Here is a 17242-nt window from a genome sequence, read left to right as displayed (position 1 = left end):
CAACCCCGGTGACACCACTCTCGGATCATCAAAAAACAGAGCGTCACAATCATGCCGGGACCGGCAGGCCAGCACACCCACATCCTGCACCAGAAAGGGGCTACGAAAAAGGTAACGAGCGTCCTGATCGGCGGTGCCTACTTCGCCGCGGCCGCCTTCTTGGCCGGCGCCGCCGTCGAGCCGCGGACCACGAGTTCGGTCCCGAGCTCGATCCGCTGCGGCAGTTCCTCGTCGCCGTCCAGGTGCCGGAGCAGCGCGCGCATGGCGGTCTCGGCCATCTGGACCACGGGCTGGCGGATCGTGGTCAGGCCCGGCTCGATCCACTCCGCCGCCGGGATGTCGTCAAAGCCGATGATGGACAGATCCTCCGGGATGCGGAGTCCGGCGGTCCGCGCCGCCCGGTAGGCGCCCATGGCCTGGTCGTCGTTGCCGGTGAAGATCGCGGTGGGCCGGTCGTCCAAAGACAACAGCTTGCGTGTTCCGGCCTCGCCGGCCTCGATCGAGAAGTCGCCCGGGACCATCAGCGCCGGATCCACCGGAATGCCCGCGCGCCTCAGCGCCGAAACGTAGCCGTCCTCGCGGGCACTGCTGCACTGCAGGTCCTCGCGGCCGCCGATCATCCCGATCCGCCGGTGCCCCAGCTGCAGCAGGTGCTCGGTGGCCGAGTGCGCGCCGTCCCAGTTGGCCGCGCCCACCGTCATCAGGTCCGGCCCGGGCTGGCCCACCGGATCGATCAGCACCACCGGGATGCCCAGCGACTTGATCCGCTGGATCTGCTTGGCGTCCAGCTGGTACACGGCCATCAGCAGCCCGTCCGATTTCCGCTCCGCCACGTTCGCCAGCCACGGCCGGATCCGCGAGCCGTCCATGTTCAGGCTGCTCACCACCGTGCCGTACCCGGCGTCCTGCGCCACGCGCTCCACGCCCTCGATGATCTCCAGCGCCCATTCCGAGCCCAGGCCGGGGAACACCAGGTCGATCAGTCCGGCTTTCTGCCGCCGCTTGGCCGGGCGGCGGGCGTAGTCGCGCCGGGCGATGATCTCCTCCACCCGGGCACGCGTTTCGGCCGCCACGTGGGCGTGGCCGTTCAGCACTTTGGAAACGGTGGGGACCGAGACGCCGGCCTCCCGGGCAATCTCACTGATCGTCGCGCGCCCGGTGTCCTGCTTGCTCACCATGGAACCCACCTTTCCCGCCGGAGCACTCCCCCGGCCCTACGAGTTTTCGGAAAGTCCCCACGCCTGGATCCGGCCGCACATGCCGTAAATCCTGCTGGTTTTCCGTTTCCCCATGGTAGTCCGCGCTTCCTGCAGATAGAAACTTTCGGCGATTTCCAGAGACTGCAACTGCTGCCGTGTCGTAGCCGCCTGCCGCTCCGCCCCCTGAACCAGCATTTCCTGCCACTCGAAGGTCCGGGAACTGACCAGCCGGGCCGCTGCAGCATGGAAACCGGACAGCGCACCGGGCCCGGAGTCCAGCACGGCCTCCTTCAGGGCAAAGTACCCTTCCAGCGCCAGATCACGACGGCGGCGCGCGGCCGCCTCCGCGCCCGGGTCACCGCCGTCGGCATCACCGGGCGCCAGCACCGCCGCACGCCGGTACGCCGCGGCGTCCGCCAGGTGCGCGGGCGGGAACGTCATCACGGCGTCGCCGTTTTCCGGCAGGCCCGCGTTCTGCATCACCACCAGGACGCGCAGGTCGCCGGAATCGTTGACGGCCCGGTGGATGGTGCCAGGCGTGAACCACAGCACCACCCCCGGCTCCAGCGGCGTGGACGTGAACCCGCGCGAGTCCAGCGTCTCCAGCCGCCCATTCCCCTGCTGCACCACGTACGCCTCCGCGGACGCGGTATGCAGGTGCGGGGTGCCGCCGGCGGCGCCGTCCGCCGCGGGCCAGTCGTAGATGCTGACCTCGGACAGGGCGGTGGCTCCCGGGAACGTAGTGGCTGCCATCCTCAGGCCCAGGCCACCAGGGCAGCCTTCGCGGCGCCGGCCAATTCCGCCGCGGACTGCCCGTCCACCTGCCCGTCGGAAATGACGACGGCGTAGCGGTACCTGAGCGGCTGGCCCGCCACCAACGGGACTGCTTCGCTGAAGAACGGCGCGGCGCCCAGGCACGCGAACATGGACGAGCGGGCGAACCACTGGTTCGGGGCGCCCGGGTTGGTGCCGTCCTCCACGAACGTGATGCTGGAGAAGCGGCAGGTGTCATCGTGCTGGCCGGTGAACGAGATCCACTCGGAGCGGGTGCCCATGAACTCATCCTGGCCGGTCCCGGCGTCGGAGCGGAACTGGCCGCCGGTGAAGGACCGCGGCCCGCGCCAGAACAGCCCGCCGTAGCCGGCGTTGTCCCGGCCCTCGGTGGTGGGGCTGCCGATCTCGATGGCGTCCGGGGAGATGTTGGTGATCTCCGTTTCGAAGAGCAGTGCCCAGGCCGGGGTGGCCGGGACGTCGAGGAGCTGGACGTTGAAGCGGCGCTTCTCGGCGATGACGGGTGTTCCGTCCTGCGAGCTCCACACCAGTTCCTCGGCGGCGGTGATCCCGGCTCCGGCGTCGCCGATGGCGGTGAAGGCCTCGTGGGTCATGGCCCCGTTGTTGTCCAGGTTGGCGTAGCCGGTGGCGCGGGTGTAGGTGGCGCCACCCCAGAAGTTGTCCTTGCCCACGTTGGGCAGGGCCAGCGACAGGCCTTTGTGCCAGACGTGGTCCCAGGGCCGGAAGATGGTCACCTCGTCACCGCCCAGGGTGCTGAGCGGGTGGAAGTAGGGGCGCGGGCTTTCGTACTGGTCGTCCGTGGGCCTGTACGTGTAGGTGGCGATCTGCCGGCCGCCGGCGGTGAAGGTGAGGGCCGCGCCGTCGTCGGAATAGCTGAGCGTTGTCTGTTCGACGGCGGTGTTGGTGGCGGTTGCTGCGGGGCTGGTCATGGGAGTCTCCGAAGGGCTGGGGGGTGGCTGGTCAGGCTGGGGACGTAACGGCGAGGCTGGTGGAGTCCAGGACCCGGGTGCCCAGGCCTTCGCCGTCCATGCCGGCGTAGAACGGGTGGCCGGGCACGATCTCGCCGCGGCGGACCGGTGCGCCGGTGAACGCGGAGGCGTAGATCGCGGCAGCGAGCTCCAGCGTCTGCCGCGCGGAGTCCGCGCCGGCTGGGAGCCGCCTGCCGGCGTCGAGCGCGTCATACATGGCCATGAACTGGGCCGAATGTCCGCTCCCCCGCTCCAGCGGCTGCGCGTCCCACGCGCCTGTGACCTCATCCTCGTGGCCCGGCGCCGGCGTGACGGTCCAGTTGTCCGTGGCGTAGCCGTACAGGTGGCTGAGCTCCACGGTGGCGAATTCGCAGTCGATCCGGATGTCCGAGGTCTCGCGCGGGGAGAGCAGCGAGTTGATGATGGTGGCCACTGCGCCGTTTTCGAACCGGACCAGCGCGGCGGAGAGGTCCTCGGTGGAGGTGGCGCGGGCCTGCCGGGAGGCGATGGCAGTGACCTCCTGCCACGGGCCGAGCAGGTGGAGCAGCAGGTCGAACTGGTGGATGCCGTGGCCCATGGTGGGGCCGCCGCCCTCGGCGTTCCAGGTGCCGCGCCAGGGCAGGTCCCAGTATGTGTCCGGCCGGTACCAGAGGGTGTCGCACCGGGCCACCAGCGGACGGCCGAATTCGCCGCTGCCGATCAGTTTTTGGGCAGCGGCGGAGGCATCGCCGAAACGGTGCTGGAAGACGCAGGAGAACTGCGCCCCGCCCTGGGTCTGGGCGGTTTCCAGCCGGTCGAAGTCGGCCAGGGACAGGGCGGGCGGCTTCTCGGACAGCACGTGCACCCCGGCGGCCAGGCACTCGAGGGCCTGGTCGATGTGCATCATGGGCGGGGTGCACAGGTGCACGATGTCCGGCTTGGCCTCGGCCAGCAGTTGGGTGAGGCTCAGGTACCGGCCGGTGATGCCGTGCCGGTCCGCGAACGCGTCCAGCCGGGCCTGGTCCACATCGCAGGCCGCCACGAGCTCCGCCCGGCCGCCGGCCCTGGCCAGGTTGTCCGCGTGGACCGCGGCGATCCCGCCGGTGCCCACGATGGCCACTTTGTACGTCCGCATCTGAAAATTCTCCGCCTTTGCAGTTCTTCGCTGGATAGTGCTGGTTACTTGCGTGCTGGTCTTGGGCGGCCGGAAGGTTCAGAAACTTTCATGACTGGATCATTAGTTTCCGAAACACGTCGGGGCTGGAAATCCGGCCGTCCTTCAACCGTAGGAAGCAGGACGCGGTGAAGTCAATGGTTTTCAGCCCTAGAAACTAAATACAAATTTCTGATAGTTTCTAAAAAACTGATTCCTATGTGAGGAGACGCCCGTGAGCGGTGCCGCCGAGAAACAAGCACTCCCCCGCACCGCCGGCCCGGACGCCGTCGAGCACCTCATCGCCGAGATGACGCTGGAGGAGAAGCTCGCGCAGCTGGTGGGCGTGTGGGTGAACGCGTCCACCGACGGCGACTCCGTGGCCCCGCTGCAGAACCAGATGGCCGGCGACGCCCGCTCCTGGGACGACGTGATCACCAACGGCCTGGGCCAGATCACCCGGATGTACGGCACCACCCCGCTGGAACCGCTCGACGGCGCCCGCCGCCTGGCGGCCGCGCAGGAGCAGATCATGGCCGCGTCCCGCTTCGGGATTCCCGCCCAGGTGCACGAGGAGTGCCTGGCCGGACTCGCCGCCTGGAAGGCCACCGCCTTCCCGGTCCCGCTGGCCTGGGGCGCCAGCTTCAACCCGGAACTCGTCCGCGAGATGGCCGGACTGATCGGCGCGGACATGCGGGCGCTCGGCGTGCACCAGGGCCTGGCCCCCGTGCTGGACGTGGTGCGCGACCTCCGCTGGGGCCGCGTCGAAGAGACCATCGGCGAGGACCCCTATCTAGTGGGCACCGTGGCATCCGCCTATGTGCAGGGGCTCGAGGAGACAGGCATCGTGGCCACGCTCAAGCACTTCGTCGGCTACTCCGCCTCCGTCGCCGGCCGCAACCACGCCCCCGTGTCCATGGGCCCGCGCGAACTGGCCGACGTGATGCTGCCGCCGTTCGAAATGGCCCTCAAGCACGGCGGCTCCCGCTCGGTGATGCACGCCTACACGGACGTCGACGGCGTCCCGGCCGCCGCCAACCAGGGCCTGCTCACCGGGCTGCTCCGCGACGAATGGGGCTTCACGGGCACGGTGGTGGCCGACTACTTCGGCATCGCCTTCCTCAACGTCACCCACGGCGTGGCGGCAGACCTGGGCGACGCCGCAGCGCTGGCACTGACGGCGGGAGTCGACGTCGAACTTCCCACCGTGAACTGCTACGGCACCCCGCTGCTGCAGCGGGTCCGCGATGGCGCGGTGGATGAGGCGCTGGTGGATACCGCGCTGCGCCGCGTGCTCACGCAGAAGCAGCAGGCCGGGCTGCTCTCCCCCAGTTTTGATCCCGCCCCGCCTGCCCTGGCGGACGGCGTCAACCTCGATCCCGCCGGGCACCGCGCGCTGGCCCGGAAAATGGCGGCGCAGTCGCTGGTGCTGCTGAAGAACGGGACGCACGACGGCGGCCCGGCACTGCCGCTGCCCGCTTCGGCCGTGCGGTCGCTGGGTGTGGTGGGGCCGCTGGCCGAGGATCCGTTCGCGATGCTGGGCTGCTATTCGTTCGACGCGCACGTAGGCGCCTCGCACCCGGACGTGCCGATGGGTATTTCGGTGCCGACTGTCGCCGGGGCTGCGGCCGGACGCTTCGCCGGAGTCGTTTCCTCAGCTACCGGGACGTGCGAGGCCATCACACCGCAGCAGATCGCGGAGGCCTGCAACATCGCCGCCTCCGTGGACACGTGCGTGGTGGTGGTGGGCGACAACGCCGGACTGTTCGGCCGCGGCACCTCCGGCGAGGGCAACGACGCCGCCGACCTCCGCCTCCCCGGCGACCAGCACGACATGCTGGACCGGGTGCTCACCGCCGCCGAGGGGGCCGGGACGCGCACCATCGTGGTGGTCCTCAGCGGCCGCCCCTACGCGCTGGGCGGTTTCGCGGACCGGGCGGACGCCGTCGTGCAGGGTTTCTTCCCCGGCGAGGAAGGTGCCGGGGCGCTCTGGGACGTGCTGACCGGCGTCGTCAATTTTTCCGGAAAGCTGCCGGTGTCCGTTCCGCGGACGGCCGGCGGGCAGCCCGGCACGTACCTGCACAGCCGGCTGGCCGGCCCCACCGGCGTCAGCGCGCTGGACCCGTCGCCGCTGTTCGGGTTCGGGCACGGGCTGTCGTACACCTCGTTTGAGTTCTCGGAGCATGTGGCCAGCGCGCCCACTCTGGCGACGTCGGGCGCCGTGACGGTGGGCTGCACGGTAACGAACACCGGCGCGGTGGACGGCGCCGAAGTGGTGCAGCTGTACCTGGAGGATCCGGTGGGCGAGGTGGTGCGGCCAGTCCGCGAGCTGATCGGCTACGCGCGGGTGGAACTGGCTGCAGGGGCCTCCGCAGCGGTGGAATTCATGGTGCACGCGGACCGGACGTCGTTCACGGGCGTGGATCTGAAGCGCGTGGTGGCGCCGGGGCTGGTGAAGCTGCACGTGTCGACGTCGAGCACTTCCGACGTCCACACGCACGAAGTAATCCTGCACGGCCCGCGCCGGGTGGTGGGCTTTGAACGCGAGATGCTGACCCCGGTGACGATCACCCCCGCGCGAACGACCTAAGCCAGCAGGCCGGTGCGGCGGAGCCAGGACTCGACGTCCGGTCCGGCGTCGCGGACTTCCTCGCCGCGCACCGCGAGGCCTTCGCCGATGACCGCCGCCGGGCAGAAGCGCGCGTAGTCCCGTTCGGTGGTGCCGAGCCCGCTCATGGCGTGGGTGGTGACGGCGTGGATGGTTTTGCCGCTGAAGTCGTACGTTTCGGCGAACGTGGCCATGATCATCGGCGCCCGGACGTTCCAGATGCCGCTGGCCAGCAGCACGGTGCTGTACTGCTCGATCGACGGCAGCGGGTTGGCGATGGCCGGCCGCGCGTCCGACTCCTGCTCGCGGACATTGCGCGCGACGGCGGCATCGTACGCGTCAGGGTACGTTTCCGATGCTTCAATGCGGTGCACGTCGCAGCCTACGAGTCCGCTGATCATGCCGGCCAGCACCTCGGTGTTGCCGACGTCGAGCACGGTGCGCCCGCCGTAGTGGTAGTTTTCCCCTGCCCGGGAGAAGTAGGCGAGCAGGACCCGCCCGACGTTCCCTGATGGTTCCGTAGTGTCCTCCGTTCTTGCGGTGCAGGCTGATGTTCCGGCCGCCACCACCGCGCCGGTGAAACCGGCGACGGCGGTGCGCAGGACGGAACGGCGGCCGATGGGCCTCAGCTTCCTTGGCATGGGCCGCGTCCTAGTCGACGCGGCGCTGGCCGAGGAAGCTGACCATTTTGGGGTCGCGGTGGTCGAAGAAGAGCGACGTTTCGGTGTCCAGGGCAGCGATGAGGTTCATTTCCTCGTCGGTGAGTTCGAAGTTGAACACGTCGAGGTTTTCGGCCATCCGGTCGGGCCGGACGGACTTGGGGATCACGACGACGTCGCGCTGGATCAGCCAGCGAAGCACCACCTGCGCGACGGATTTGCCGTGCGCGCCGGCGACTGCGGTGAGGGTGGGATCGGAGAAGATGTTGTTCTTTCCCTCCGCGAAGGGCCCCCACGACTCGTGCTGGACGCCATGCTCGCGCATGAACTCGCTTTCTTCCGCCCGCTGGTGGAACGGATGCGTTTCGATCTGGTTCACGGCCGGCGCGATGTCGTTGTGCGTGATCAGGTCCACGAGCCGGTCCGAATGGAAGTTGGACACGCCGATCGCCTTGACCAGGCCCGCGGTGTTGAGATCCTGCATGGCGCCACTGGCTGTAGACGTCCCCGTAAGGCTGGTGCATCAGGTAGAGGTCCACGTGATCCAGCCCGAGGCGCTGGAGCGAGCTGTCGAAGGCACGTTTGGTGGCGTCCTCGCCCGCGTCCTGGACCCAGAGCTTGGTGGTGATGAACAGCTCGTCGCGGGCGGTGCCGCTGTTCCTGATCGCACGGCCCACCGCTTCCTCATTCTGGTACGCGGCCGCAGTATCGAGCGAACGGTAACCGGCCGCGAGCGCTTCGCCCACAGCCTGCTCGGTCTGGTCAGCCGGGATCTGGTAGACGCCGAAGCCAAGGATCGGCATTTCGACGCCGTTGTTCAAGGTGACATTTCTTCATGGCAAATTCCTCCTTGTTGGGTTGCTGATATCAAGACAACCAGTCCGTGCGCGTGCGTGGGAGTGTCTGTTGTGAGGTGTACTGCCAGTTCCTGTTAGGACCAGCCGGGGCCTCGTACCGTTGGAAGCATGGACAACAGCAAGGACATCCGCGAGTTCCTCATGAGTCGGCGGTCGCGGATCACGCCGGAACAGGCAGGGATACCCACCTACGGCGGTGTCCGGAGGGTCACCGGCCTCAAACGCGAGGAGGTGGCCATGCTCGCCGGCGTCAGCACGGAGTATTACGCCCGGCTCGAGCGGGGAAACCTGCGGGGCGTGTCCGAATCCGTCCTCGACGCCCTCGCGGGCACGCTCCAGCTCGACGAGGCTGAACGTGCCCACCTTTTCGATCTCGCCAGGGCGGCAGTCCCGTCAAAGGCAGCCGGGACACGCAATCCCCAGGCCAAAGTCCGTCCCAGCGTGGAGCTGATCCTGGCCGGCATGACCGGCACCCCGGCCTATGTCCGCAATTCGCGCATGGACATCCTCGCCGCCAACAGTCTCTGCTTCGCCCTCTATGCGGGGATCCTCAGCCCGGACGGCCTGCCGCTGAACCTTGCCCGGTTCATGTTCCTCGACCCGCGGTCGAAGGACTTCTTCGTCGAATGGGAGAGCATCGCCGATGATCTCGCCGCGGCGCTCCGCTCCGAAGCGGGACGCAACCCCCGCGACCGGGCACTGAACGCCCTGATCGGCGATCTCGCCACCGGAAGCACCGAATTCTCCACCCGCTGGGCCCGGCACAATGTCCGCTTCCACCGCACCGCACGCAAGACCCTGCGCAACCCGCTGGTGGGCGAGATCGAACTCACCGGCGACTCCCTGGAACTGGCCGGCGACGGCCTGGCGGTCATCGTCTACACGGCCGAGCCGGGCAGCCATGCCCGGGAGCAGCTGGACTTCCTGGCGAGCTGGAGTGCCGGCCAGCCGGCACCCACAGCGCCCACCGCCGTCGACATCCCGCACCGGAACGACCAGCCGGGCTGAAGCCGCCACCCGCCGGCCCGCCCACCCGGCCGCGAACGGCGCGAACGTACAGTCGCGGCCAAGAGCGCGAACTGGCAGATAATGCCCTCAAAACGCGGTTTTGAGGGCATTACCTGCCAGTTCGCGCCAGAGGTTGGGGCCGCAACTGTACGTTCGCGCTGGAGGGTCAGGCCTGGACGCGCTGGCGGTAGCTCCGCGGCGTCTCCCCCGCATCGTTGAGGAAATGCCGGTTGAAGTTGGACAAGTTGGAGAAGCCCACCTCGTAGCAGATCTCAGAAATGGGCTTGTCGCTGCGTTCCAGCAGGCGCCGCGCGTGCGCCAGCCGCAGCTTGCGGACCAGGTCGCTGAAATTCTGCCCCGTGGCCCGCTTGAAGTACTTCGAGAAAGTGGGTTCCGGCATTCCCACCAGGATGGCAGCCTCGGACATTTTGACGCTGCCGGCATGGTTGCTGAACACATACTCCAGGACAATATCGACGACGGCGGCGGCTTGGCCGTCCAGCTGCGGCCTGAACCATTCCTCGGCAAGGTAGCGCCGCTCGTCCTGCGGAGCGCGGGCCAGGATCCCGAACAGCTCAAACATGTGCCGGAGCCTCTCCAGCCCGGTGGTGGCGCCCATTGCCTCGATGGCTGCGGCGGCCGTCTCCGCCGATCGCCCCAGGAACTCGATTCCGCGCTGCGACTGCTCCAGGAGCGGCTTCACCTCGGCCATTTCAGGGACCAGGGACGCTGTCTGTTCGACCCACTTTCCATCGAACTGGATCACGGCATCCCGGTTCTCCAGCACTTCACCGGGTTCCAGGTCGCTGACCCAGTCGTGCGGCAGCCCTGATCCGACGAGCGAGACATGGCCTGCCTCAAAGGTCCCGATGTGGTCGCCGACGATGAACTTTCCGGTGCCCTTCCGGATGAGGTGGATCTCGTACTCGGGGTGGTAATTCCACCGTGCCACGGGGCTGGGGTAACTGTGCTCAACCCATCTGACCGAGTGGTTGGGGTCAGGCGGGATGACTTCACGATTGGCGCGCATCCCCAACAGCCGTTCGGCCAGCCTCGCTGTTGCTCCGTCGGCAGTGTCCGAGGCACTCATGGTGGTTCTCCCCACATCGGGCGGTTATGAAATCTGGACGGCTCCTCAGTAGCCTTTCCCAGATTAGCGCGTATTGCTCACCACAGATACGGAAAATAAGTATCAGTAAATGGCAACCAGGGCGCTAGTTGTGCCCTGTCCCACAGGCCTAATCTTGAGAGACATCAACGAGGCACACCGGAATTCCCGAACACTTGCCTCGCCCCGGTCCGGTACGTCGACGCAGCAGTCGAGGTGCGGAGACTGTGCACCCCTGAAGAACAAAGGAGTCCTTAATGCGCCCAAAAATGCGTGCAGCGACCCTGGCCGCCGGCGCCTTGTGCGTCGCGCTGAGTGCCTCGGCCTGTGCAGGTGCCGGCGGAGGCAATTCCGCGGGAAACCCGAACAGCATCAATGTCCTGATGGTGAACAACCCCCAGATGGAGGACCTGCAGCGGCTCACCGCGGATCATTTCACCAAGGACACCGGCATCCAGGTCAACTACACGATCCTGCCGGAGAACGATGTCCGGGCCAAGATCAGCCAGGAGTTCTCCAGCCAGGCCGGCCAGTACGACGTCGCGTCCCTCTCCAACTACGAGATCCCGTTCTATTCCGCGAACGGCTGGCTCGCGCCGCTGGACGACGTGGCCGGGGACGCCGACTTTGACCAGGACGACATCCTGCCCGCCTACACCGCGTCCCTGACCGGCGAAGACGGCAAGCTGTACGGCGAACCGTTCTACGGCGAGTCCTCGTTCCTGATGTACCGCAAGGACATCCTGGACGCCAAAGGCCTGACCATGCCGGCGAAGCCCACCTGGGATGAGGTGGCTGAGATAGCAGCAGAGGTCGACGGCGCAGCCCCGGGCATGAAGGGCATCTGCCTCCGCGGCCAGCCGGGCTGGGGCCAGGTCTTCGCGCCGCTGACCACCGTGGTGAACACCTTCGGCGGGACCTGGTTCGACAAGGACTGGAACGCGCAGGTCAACTCCCCCAAGTTCACGGCCGCCGTCGAGTTTTACACCAGACTGGTCCGCGAGCACGGCGAAGCAGGTGCCGCGCAGGCCGGCTTCACCGAGTGCCTGAACAACATGAGCCAAAGCAAAGTGGCCATGTGGTACGACGCCACGTCCGCCGCCGGCGCCCTGGAAGCGGACGCATCGCCGGTGAAGGGGAAGATCGGCTACGCCCAGGCCCCCGTGAAGGAAACCAAGTCCTCCGGCTGGCTCTGGACCTGGTCCTGGGCCATGCAGGCTGCGTCCAAGAAGCAGGACGCAGCAGAAAAGTTCATCGCCTGGGCGAGCTCAAAGGACTACGAGGAACTCGTCGCGTCCGAGATGGGCTGGGCGAAGGTCCCCTCCGGAAAGCGCATCTCCACCTACGAGAACGCCGAATTCCAGAAGGCCGCCCCCTTCTTCGAGGCCGAACGCTTCGCCATCGAGAACGCCGACCCGAAGAACCCTGGCGCCCAGGAACGTCCCGCCGTCGGCATCCAGTTTGTGGGCATCCCCGAGTTCGCCGCACTGGGCACCAACGTCTCCCAGGGCGTCAGCTCCGCCATCGCAGGCCAGGGCACCGTGGCCGACGCGCTGGCCAAGGGCCAGGCAGCCGCCCAAAAAGTCGCCGATAAGTACAAGCAGCCTTAACCGAACCGCAGGAGAACATCATGACTACCGCAACGGCGCGCATCTCCCGCCCGGGACGCAATGCAGCCACACCCTCACGAGACAGCCGGTCGCGCGAACGCGCCCTGGCCTGGGCCCGCCGCGCACCGCTGCTTCCGGCCCTGATCTTCCTCATCGTCGTCACCCAGCTCCCGTTTGTGGTGACGCTGATCATCTCGTTCCTGAACTGGAACAGCCTGAGCCCTGACAAGACTGCTTTCGCCGGTCTCGAAAACTACGCCACGGTCCTTACCGACCCGGACCTCCGCCAGGCGATCTTCACCACCATCCTCCTCACCGTTTCCGTGGTGCTGATCAGCCTGCTCATAGGGCTGGGCCTGGCCCTGCTGCTTGACAAGAAGTTCATCGGCCGCGGACTGGCACGCACCCTGCTGATCGCACCCTTCCTCGTGGTGCCCGTGGCAGCGGCCCTGATCTGGAAGCACGCCCTGCTCAACCCCACGTACGGGCTGATCAACGGCATCCTGACCTGGATCTGGTCACTCTTCGGCAGCGCCGCGGCGCCCCAGCTGGACCTGCTCTCCCAGGCACCCATGATGGCCGTGATCGTCTCGCTCGTCTGGCAATGGACGCCGTTCATGATGCTGATCCTGCTCGCCGGCCTGCAGTCCCGTCCCATGGACACCGTGGAAGCGGCCCAGATGGACGGTGCCACACCGTGGGCGATCTTCCGTCATCTGACCCTGCCGCACCTTCGCCAGTACCTGGAGCTGGGCGGGCTGCTCGGAGCGATTTACATCGTGCAGAACTTCGACGCCGTCTTCACCCTCACAGCCGGCGGACTGGGCACGGCCAACCTGCCCTACGCCATCTACCAGACGTTCTACTTCGCCAACGAATACGGCCTGGCCTCCGCCGCCGGCGTCGTGGTGGTCATCGGCACCATCATCGTGGCCACCTTCGCACTCCGAACCGTCTTTTCACTCTTCAAGAAGGAGGCAGCACGATGAGCACCCTCACTCCCGCCGCACCCCGCAAGGCCGCCCCCGCCCGTGCCGCGTCGTCCGCCGGATCGCTCCGGCGCGGCAAGTCACGCATGGACCCCACGCGCAACAACACCGCCGCCGGGATCGCGGCCTGGCTGCTGGCCCTGCTGTTCGCAGTCCCGGTCCTGTGGATGATCCTCACCTCGTTCCACTCCGAGACCGACGCCGCAACGAACCCGCCCTCCATCGCCGCGAACCTGACCCTGGACGCCTACCGGGAGTTCTTCGGCGAAACGTCCGGCGTGAGCCCGTGGCCGTCGCTGATCAACTCGGCCACCGCCTCGATCCTGTCCACGGTCCTGGTGCTGCTCCTGGCCTTCCCGGCCGCGTATGCGCTGTCCATCCGGCCGGTGAAGAAGTGGACCGACGTGATGTTCTTCTTCCTCTCCACCAAGATGATGCCGGTGGTGGCGGCGATCCTGCCGCTGTACCTGTTCGCACGGACGGTCGGAGCCTTGGACAACATCTGGTTCCTGATCCTGATGTACACGTCCATGAACCTTCCTATCGCCGTCTGGATGATGCGCTCGTTCCTGGCTGAGGTACCGGAAGAAATGCTCGAAGCCGCACAGATCGACGGCGCCAACCTCCTGCTCATCCTCCGCAAAATCATCGCCCCCGTGGCCATGCCCGGCATCGCCGCCACCGCCTTGATCTGCTTCATCTTCAGCTGGAACGAACTGCTCCTGGCCCGGGTCCTCACCGGCGTCGTCGCAGGCACCGCCCCGGTCTTCCTGACCGGCTTCGTCTCCGGCCAAGGCCTGTTCCTCGCCAAGGTCTGCGCGGCCGCCGTCGTGATCTCCCTCCCGGTGCTGTTCGCGGGCTTCGCCGCCCAGGACAAACTCGTCCAGGGCCTCTCCCTCGGCGCCGTGAAATAACGCCGCCCGGCACCCTGCCCGCCACTTCCGAATCCCCGAAAGGACCCCTCCGATGACAGCACCAACCGCCCAGTCCGCCCCGCTGGCCCCCGCCGACCTGCCCGCCACCATGCGCGCCGCCGTCCTGAAGCGCCAGGGCGACATGGCCATGGAAACGCTGCCCGTCCCGGAACTCGACGCCGACCAGGTCCTGGTGCAGGTGGCCGCCGTCGGCGTCTGCGGCAGCGACGTCCACTACTATGAGCACGGCCGGATCGGCCCGTACGTGGTGGACCACCCGCTGATCCTGGGCCACGAACTCTCCGGCCGGATCGCCGCCGCCGGAAGCGCCGTTGACCCTGCCCGCATCGGCCAGCGCGTAGCCGTCGAACCCCAGCGCCCCTGCCGCACCTGCAAGCAGTGCAAGGCCGGCCGCTACAACCTCTGCCCGGACATCGAGTTCTACGCCACCCCGCCCGTGGACGGCGCCTTCGCCGAATACGTCACCATCCAGTCCGACTTCGCCTACGACATCCCGGACAGCGTCAGCGACGAGGCGGCCGCCCTCATCGAGCCGCTCTCCGTGGGCCTTTGGGCCTGCGAACGCGCTGAGATCAAGCCGGGCAGCAGGGTCCTGATCGCCGGCGCCGGGCCGATCGGCATCATCGCCGCGCAGGCCGCACGAGCGTTCGGCGCCACCGAAATCTACATCAGCGACATCGCCGAGGACCGGCTCGCCTTCGCCCTCGAACACGGCGCGACGCACGCGCTGAACGCCAGGACAGACAGCGCCGAAGGGCTCGACGTCGACGCGTTCATTGACGCTTCCGGCGCACCGCAGGCGGTCCGTTCCGGGATCAAGGCCGTGGGACCGGCCGGCCGGGTCATCCTCGTCGGGCTCGGGGCGGACGACGTCGAACTCCCCGTCTCCTTCATCCAGAACCGCGAGATCTGGCTCTCCGGCGTCTTCCGCTACACCAACACCTGGCCGCTGGCCATCCAACTCCTCGCAGACGGCAAGGTGGACCTGGACATCCTGGTGACCGGCAGGTTCGCCCTCACCGAATCCGAAGAGGCGCTCAAGGCCGGCAAGCAGCCCGGCCAGCTCAAAGCCGTGGTCTACCCGGGGCGATGACCATGATCACCGTCATCGGAGAATCCCTCGTCGATATCATCAGCGATCGTCGGATGGCTGGTCCTAGGCAGACCCATCCGGGCGGCAGCCCGCTGAACGTCGCCGTCGGCTGCGCCCGCCTGGGCTTGCAGACCAGGCTCGTCACGCACTTCGCCGAAGATGCGCACGGACAGCTGATCGGTGACCACCTGCGCGGCAACGGAGTAGAGACAACTGTGGGCGGTTCCCTGCCGACGTCGACCGCCGTGGCGCACCTGGACGACACCGGGGCAGCGGAATACACGTTCTCCATCAGCTGGGACATCAACGGAGCCTCCATCCCGGCCCTCGCAGCGGTGGAGAGCTCGCTGCACGTCCACACCGGATCCATCGCGACGGTCCTGGCCCCGGGCAGCAAGTCGGTGCGGGGCCTGGTCGAGGCCGCCCGCCCGCACGCCACGGTCAGCTTTGACCCCAACTGCCGGCCCGCAATCAGCCGGGACGCCGACGAGGCCCGCCACGAGGCGGAGGACTTTGTCGCCGCCAGCGACATCGTCAAAGCCAGCGACGAGGACCTTCGCTGGCTTTACCCCGACAGGACGCTGGAGGAGTCAATCGCCGCCTGGCTGGAGCTCGGGCCGGCACTGGTGGCACTGACCCGCGGCGCTGACGGGCCAGTCCTCCTCACCCGGCGGGGCCGCGTGGGAATTCCCGGCGAGGCTGTCACGGTGGCGGACACCGTGGGTGCGGGCGACTGACATCGAAGTGGAAACAGGGTCAGCCGCGCTGGTACGCGCCGCTGCGAGGGAACCGTCGCCCGACTCCTTCATGGCCGGCCTGATCTCCGGGCTCGCACAGCTGGACGCGCTGGGCGCCGCGGGGAGGCCCCGCCTGCGGGACCTCGGCACCGCTGACCTGCACGCACTGGCCGGCTACGCGAACAGGGCCGCCGCCATCACCTGCTCCCGGCCGGGAGCCAACCCGCCCACCTCTGCCGAGCTGGGTTCCCTTGCCGGCTCCCTCGCCGCAGCTGACGGCTAGGCAATGCCAGCGGCGCGTGTCAGCGCTTCGCGGCGCGGATGGCCTTCCGGACGGCGGCGCCCAGGACCGAGACCAGCGGAACCAGGCACACCAGGGTGACAACAGTGTTGGGGCGGAAGGTGACGCCGCCGCCGTCGTTCCGGTAAACGCCGAGTGGCAGCACCATGCCGCCGCCCCCTCCGCCGGAAGCGCCACCGTCGGCCTCGTTGCCCCCGCCGAAACCGAAGGAAACGAGCGCCACCGGAATGACCTCCTGCCCGCCCAGCTGGACGGGACTGCCATAGGCCCGGGAGACGCCGACATTTTTGAATGTGTCCACGAGGGTGGAGAAAGTATCAGCCATGCACCCAGCCTACTGACTGCATAGACTCGCCACATGACTGATCTCTGGACCGACATCGACTGGAACACGGCACGCGCGAGCAACCTGGACAACTGGGAAGACCGTGTGCCGCTGCACGAAAAGGCGTACGCGATCAGCGACCTGGACGATCCCCGGCACCTGTCCACCGTGGTCCGGACAGACCTGGCAGCGCTCACCCCCTTCCTCCCGGGCGGCACGGTCTCGGGCCTGGACGTGTGCCATCTGCAATGCCACATCGGCACCGATACGCTTTCGCTGGCCAGGGCGGGGGCCAGGGTCACCGGCGTCGACTTCTCTCCCGGCGCCCTCGAATCCGCAGCCAAACTCGCGGAACGCCTGGGCCTCGAAGCCACATGGGTGGAAACCGACGTCCTCGAGGCCCGCGCGGCCGTGGAGGGCGACTTTGACCTGGTGTACACCAGCATCGGAACCATCACGTGGCTGCCCGATCTGGACCGCTGGGCGGGCCAGATCGCCGGGCTCCTGCGTGCCGGGGGAACGTTCTATATCCGCGACGGTCACCCTGCCCTGTACGCCGTTGACGAGGACGCCGACGTCCTGCAGCTGCGCTACCCGTACTTCGGCAACGGCAAGGCGCAGGTCTGGGATGACGAATCCACGTATGCCGGCGACGGCAAGGTTGCCCACGCCCGGACGTACCAGTGGGCCCACCCGATGTCCGCGATCCTTAATTCCCTCATCGATGCAGGCCTGCAGATTCTTCGTGTCGAGGAGGGCAGGACCCTCCCGTGGAAGTTTTCGCCGCGGATGGTGGAAGTGGCGGACGGCTTTGCGTGGCCGGAACCGGAACGCGATCTGATGCCCTGCACCTACACGATCATCGCCCGCAAGGCAGGAGCGTAAGCGCCAGCGCCCCTGGCGGCTCCACGTACCGAAAGG

The 17242-nt window shown here is 67.6% G+C and carries 17 protein-coding genes and 1 pseudogene; 9 read left to right on the top strand and 9 right to left on the bottom strand.

Annotation, left to right across the window (positions count from 1 at the left end):
- Window positions 1–137: 137 nt before the first annotated feature.
- From ABV518_RS18945 to ABV518_RS18930, 4 genes are read right to left on the bottom strand one after another with little or no spacing between them, the layout of a single operon-like run.
- On the bottom strand, window positions 138–1178 hold the full coding sequence (locus tag ABV518_RS18945; RefSeq protein WP_367770129.1) for a LacI family DNA-binding transcriptional regulator: 1041 nt from the start codon (window positions 1176–1178) through the stop codon (window positions 138–140).
- A gap of 36 nt (window positions 1179–1214) precedes the next feature.
- Window positions 1215–1952 (bottom strand): cupin domain-containing protein, encoded by a 738-nt coding sequence (locus ABV518_RS18940; protein WP_367770127.1) that lies wholly within the window; start codon window positions 1950–1952, stop codon window positions 1215–1217.
- A 2-nt stretch (window positions 1953–1954) separates the two neighbouring features.
- Window positions 1955–2920, bottom strand: a complete 966-nt coding sequence (locus ABV518_RS18935) for a PmoA family protein (RefSeq protein ID WP_367770125.1) — start codon at window positions 2918–2920, stop codon at window positions 1955–1957.
- A 31-nt stretch (window positions 2921–2951) separates the two neighbouring features.
- Window positions 2952–4073 carry a Gfo/Idh/MocA family protein gene (locus tag ABV518_RS18930; protein WP_367770122.1) on the bottom strand — a complete coding sequence of 374 codons (1122 nt, stop codon included), beginning with the start codon at window positions 4071–4073 and terminating at the stop codon, window positions 2952–2954.
- A gap of 253 nt (window positions 4074–4326) precedes the next feature.
- Here ABV518_RS18930 and ABV518_RS18925 point away from each other — a divergent pair, with 253 nt between their 5' ends.
- Entirely contained in the window at window positions 4327–6681 is a 2355-nt protein-coding gene (locus ABV518_RS18925; protein WP_367770119.1) for a glycoside hydrolase family 3 N-terminal domain-containing protein, read from the top strand.
- Here the strand turns inward: ABV518_RS18925 and ABV518_RS18920 are convergent.
- From ABV518_RS18920 to ABV518_RS18910, 3 genes and pseudogenes are all read right to left on the bottom strand, one after another.
- Window positions 6678–7340 carry a flavodoxin gene (locus ABV518_RS18920; protein WP_367770116.1) on the bottom strand — a complete coding sequence of 221 codons (663 nt, stop codon included), beginning with the start codon at window positions 7338–7340 and terminating at the stop codon, window positions 6678–6680. The genes ABV518_RS18925 and ABV518_RS18920 overlap by 4 nt on opposite strands.
- Window positions 7341–7350: 10 nt before the next feature.
- Complete coding sequence (locus tag ABV518_RS18915; protein WP_367770113.1) at window positions 7351–7842, bottom strand: aldo/keto reductase; 492 nt, start codon at window positions 7840–7842, stop codon at window positions 7351–7353.
- Window positions 7843–7915: 73 nt separating this feature from the next.
- Window positions 7916–8161: pseudogene (locus ABV518_RS18910) on the bottom strand (aldo/keto reductase); the annotation flags it as partial.
- A gap of 162 nt (window positions 8162–8323) precedes the next feature.
- Between ABV518_RS18910 and ABV518_RS18905 the strand changes: the two are divergent.
- Window positions 8324–9223: a helix-turn-helix transcriptional regulator gene (locus tag ABV518_RS18905; protein WP_367770110.1), complete on the top strand. Its 900-nt coding sequence runs from the start codon at window positions 8324–8326 to the stop codon at window positions 9221–9223.
- A gap of 166 nt (window positions 9224–9389) precedes the next feature.
- Here the strand turns inward: ABV518_RS18905 and ABV518_RS18900 are convergent, their stop codons facing one another.
- Window positions 9390–10313 carry an AraC family transcriptional regulator gene (locus ABV518_RS18900; RefSeq protein ID WP_367770106.1) on the bottom strand — a complete coding sequence of 308 codons (924 nt, stop codon included), beginning with the start codon at window positions 10311–10313 and terminating at the stop codon, window positions 9390–9392.
- Between the two features lie 275 nt (window positions 10314–10588).
- Here ABV518_RS18900 and ABV518_RS18895 point away from each other — a divergent pair, with 275 nt between their 5' ends.
- From ABV518_RS18895 to ABV518_RS18870, 6 genes are read left to right on the top strand one after another with little or no spacing between them, the layout of a single operon-like run.
- Window positions 10589–11941 carry a sugar ABC transporter substrate-binding protein gene (locus ABV518_RS18895; protein WP_367770102.1) on the top strand — a complete coding sequence of 451 codons (1353 nt, stop codon included), beginning with the start codon at window positions 10589–10591 and terminating at the stop codon, window positions 11939–11941.
- A 20-nt stretch (window positions 11942–11961) separates the two neighbouring features.
- Complete coding sequence (locus ABV518_RS18890; protein ID WP_367770098.1) at window positions 11962–12930, top strand: carbohydrate ABC transporter permease; 969 nt, start codon at window positions 11962–11964, stop codon at window positions 12928–12930.
- The gene (locus ABV518_RS18885) at window positions 12927–13844 is read left to right on the top strand and encodes a carbohydrate ABC transporter permease (RefSeq protein WP_367770095.1); all 918 of its coding nucleotides are present in this window, start codon (window positions 12927–12929) and stop codon (window positions 13842–13844) included. The genes ABV518_RS18890 and ABV518_RS18885 overlap by 4 nt, the downstream gene beginning before the upstream one ends.
- A gap of 52 nt (window positions 13845–13896) precedes the next feature.
- Window positions 13897–14958, top strand: a complete 1062-nt coding sequence (locus ABV518_RS18880; RefSeq protein WP_367770092.1) for an NAD(P)-dependent alcohol dehydrogenase — start codon at window positions 13897–13899, stop codon at window positions 14956–14958.
- A 2-nt stretch (window positions 14959–14960) separates the two neighbouring features.
- Window positions 14961–15695 (top strand): carbohydrate kinase, encoded by a 735-nt coding sequence (locus tag ABV518_RS18875; RefSeq protein WP_367770089.1) that lies wholly within the window; start codon window positions 14961–14963, stop codon window positions 15693–15695.
- A complete protein-coding gene (locus ABV518_RS18870; RefSeq protein ID WP_367770086.1) occupies window positions 15682–15978 on the top strand; it encodes a hypothetical protein in 297 nt (98 codons plus the stop codon). The genes ABV518_RS18875 and ABV518_RS18870 overlap by 14 nt, the downstream gene beginning before the upstream one ends.
- A gap of 19 nt (window positions 15979–15997) precedes the next feature.
- Here ABV518_RS18870 and ABV518_RS18865 read toward each other — a convergent pair whose 3' ends face one another.
- Window positions 15998–16321, bottom strand: a complete 324-nt coding sequence (locus ABV518_RS18865) for a hypothetical protein (protein WP_367770083.1) — start codon at window positions 16319–16321, stop codon at window positions 15998–16000.
- A gap of 33 nt (window positions 16322–16354) precedes the next feature.
- On the opposite strand from ABV518_RS18865, the gene ABV518_RS18860 reads away from it, so the two are divergent.
- Entirely contained in the window at window positions 16355–17206 is an 852-nt protein-coding gene (locus tag ABV518_RS18860; RefSeq protein ID WP_367770079.1) for a class I SAM-dependent methyltransferase, read from the top strand.
- The last annotated feature ends 36 nt before the right edge of the window (window positions 17207–17242 follow it).

Source organism: Arthrobacter sp. HS15c (assembly GCF_040812005.1).
Classification (GTDB): domain Bacteria; phylum Actinomycetota; class Actinomycetes; order Actinomycetales; family Micrococcaceae; genus Arthrobacter.
This window is presented reverse-complemented; position numbering and strand designations above follow the sequence as displayed.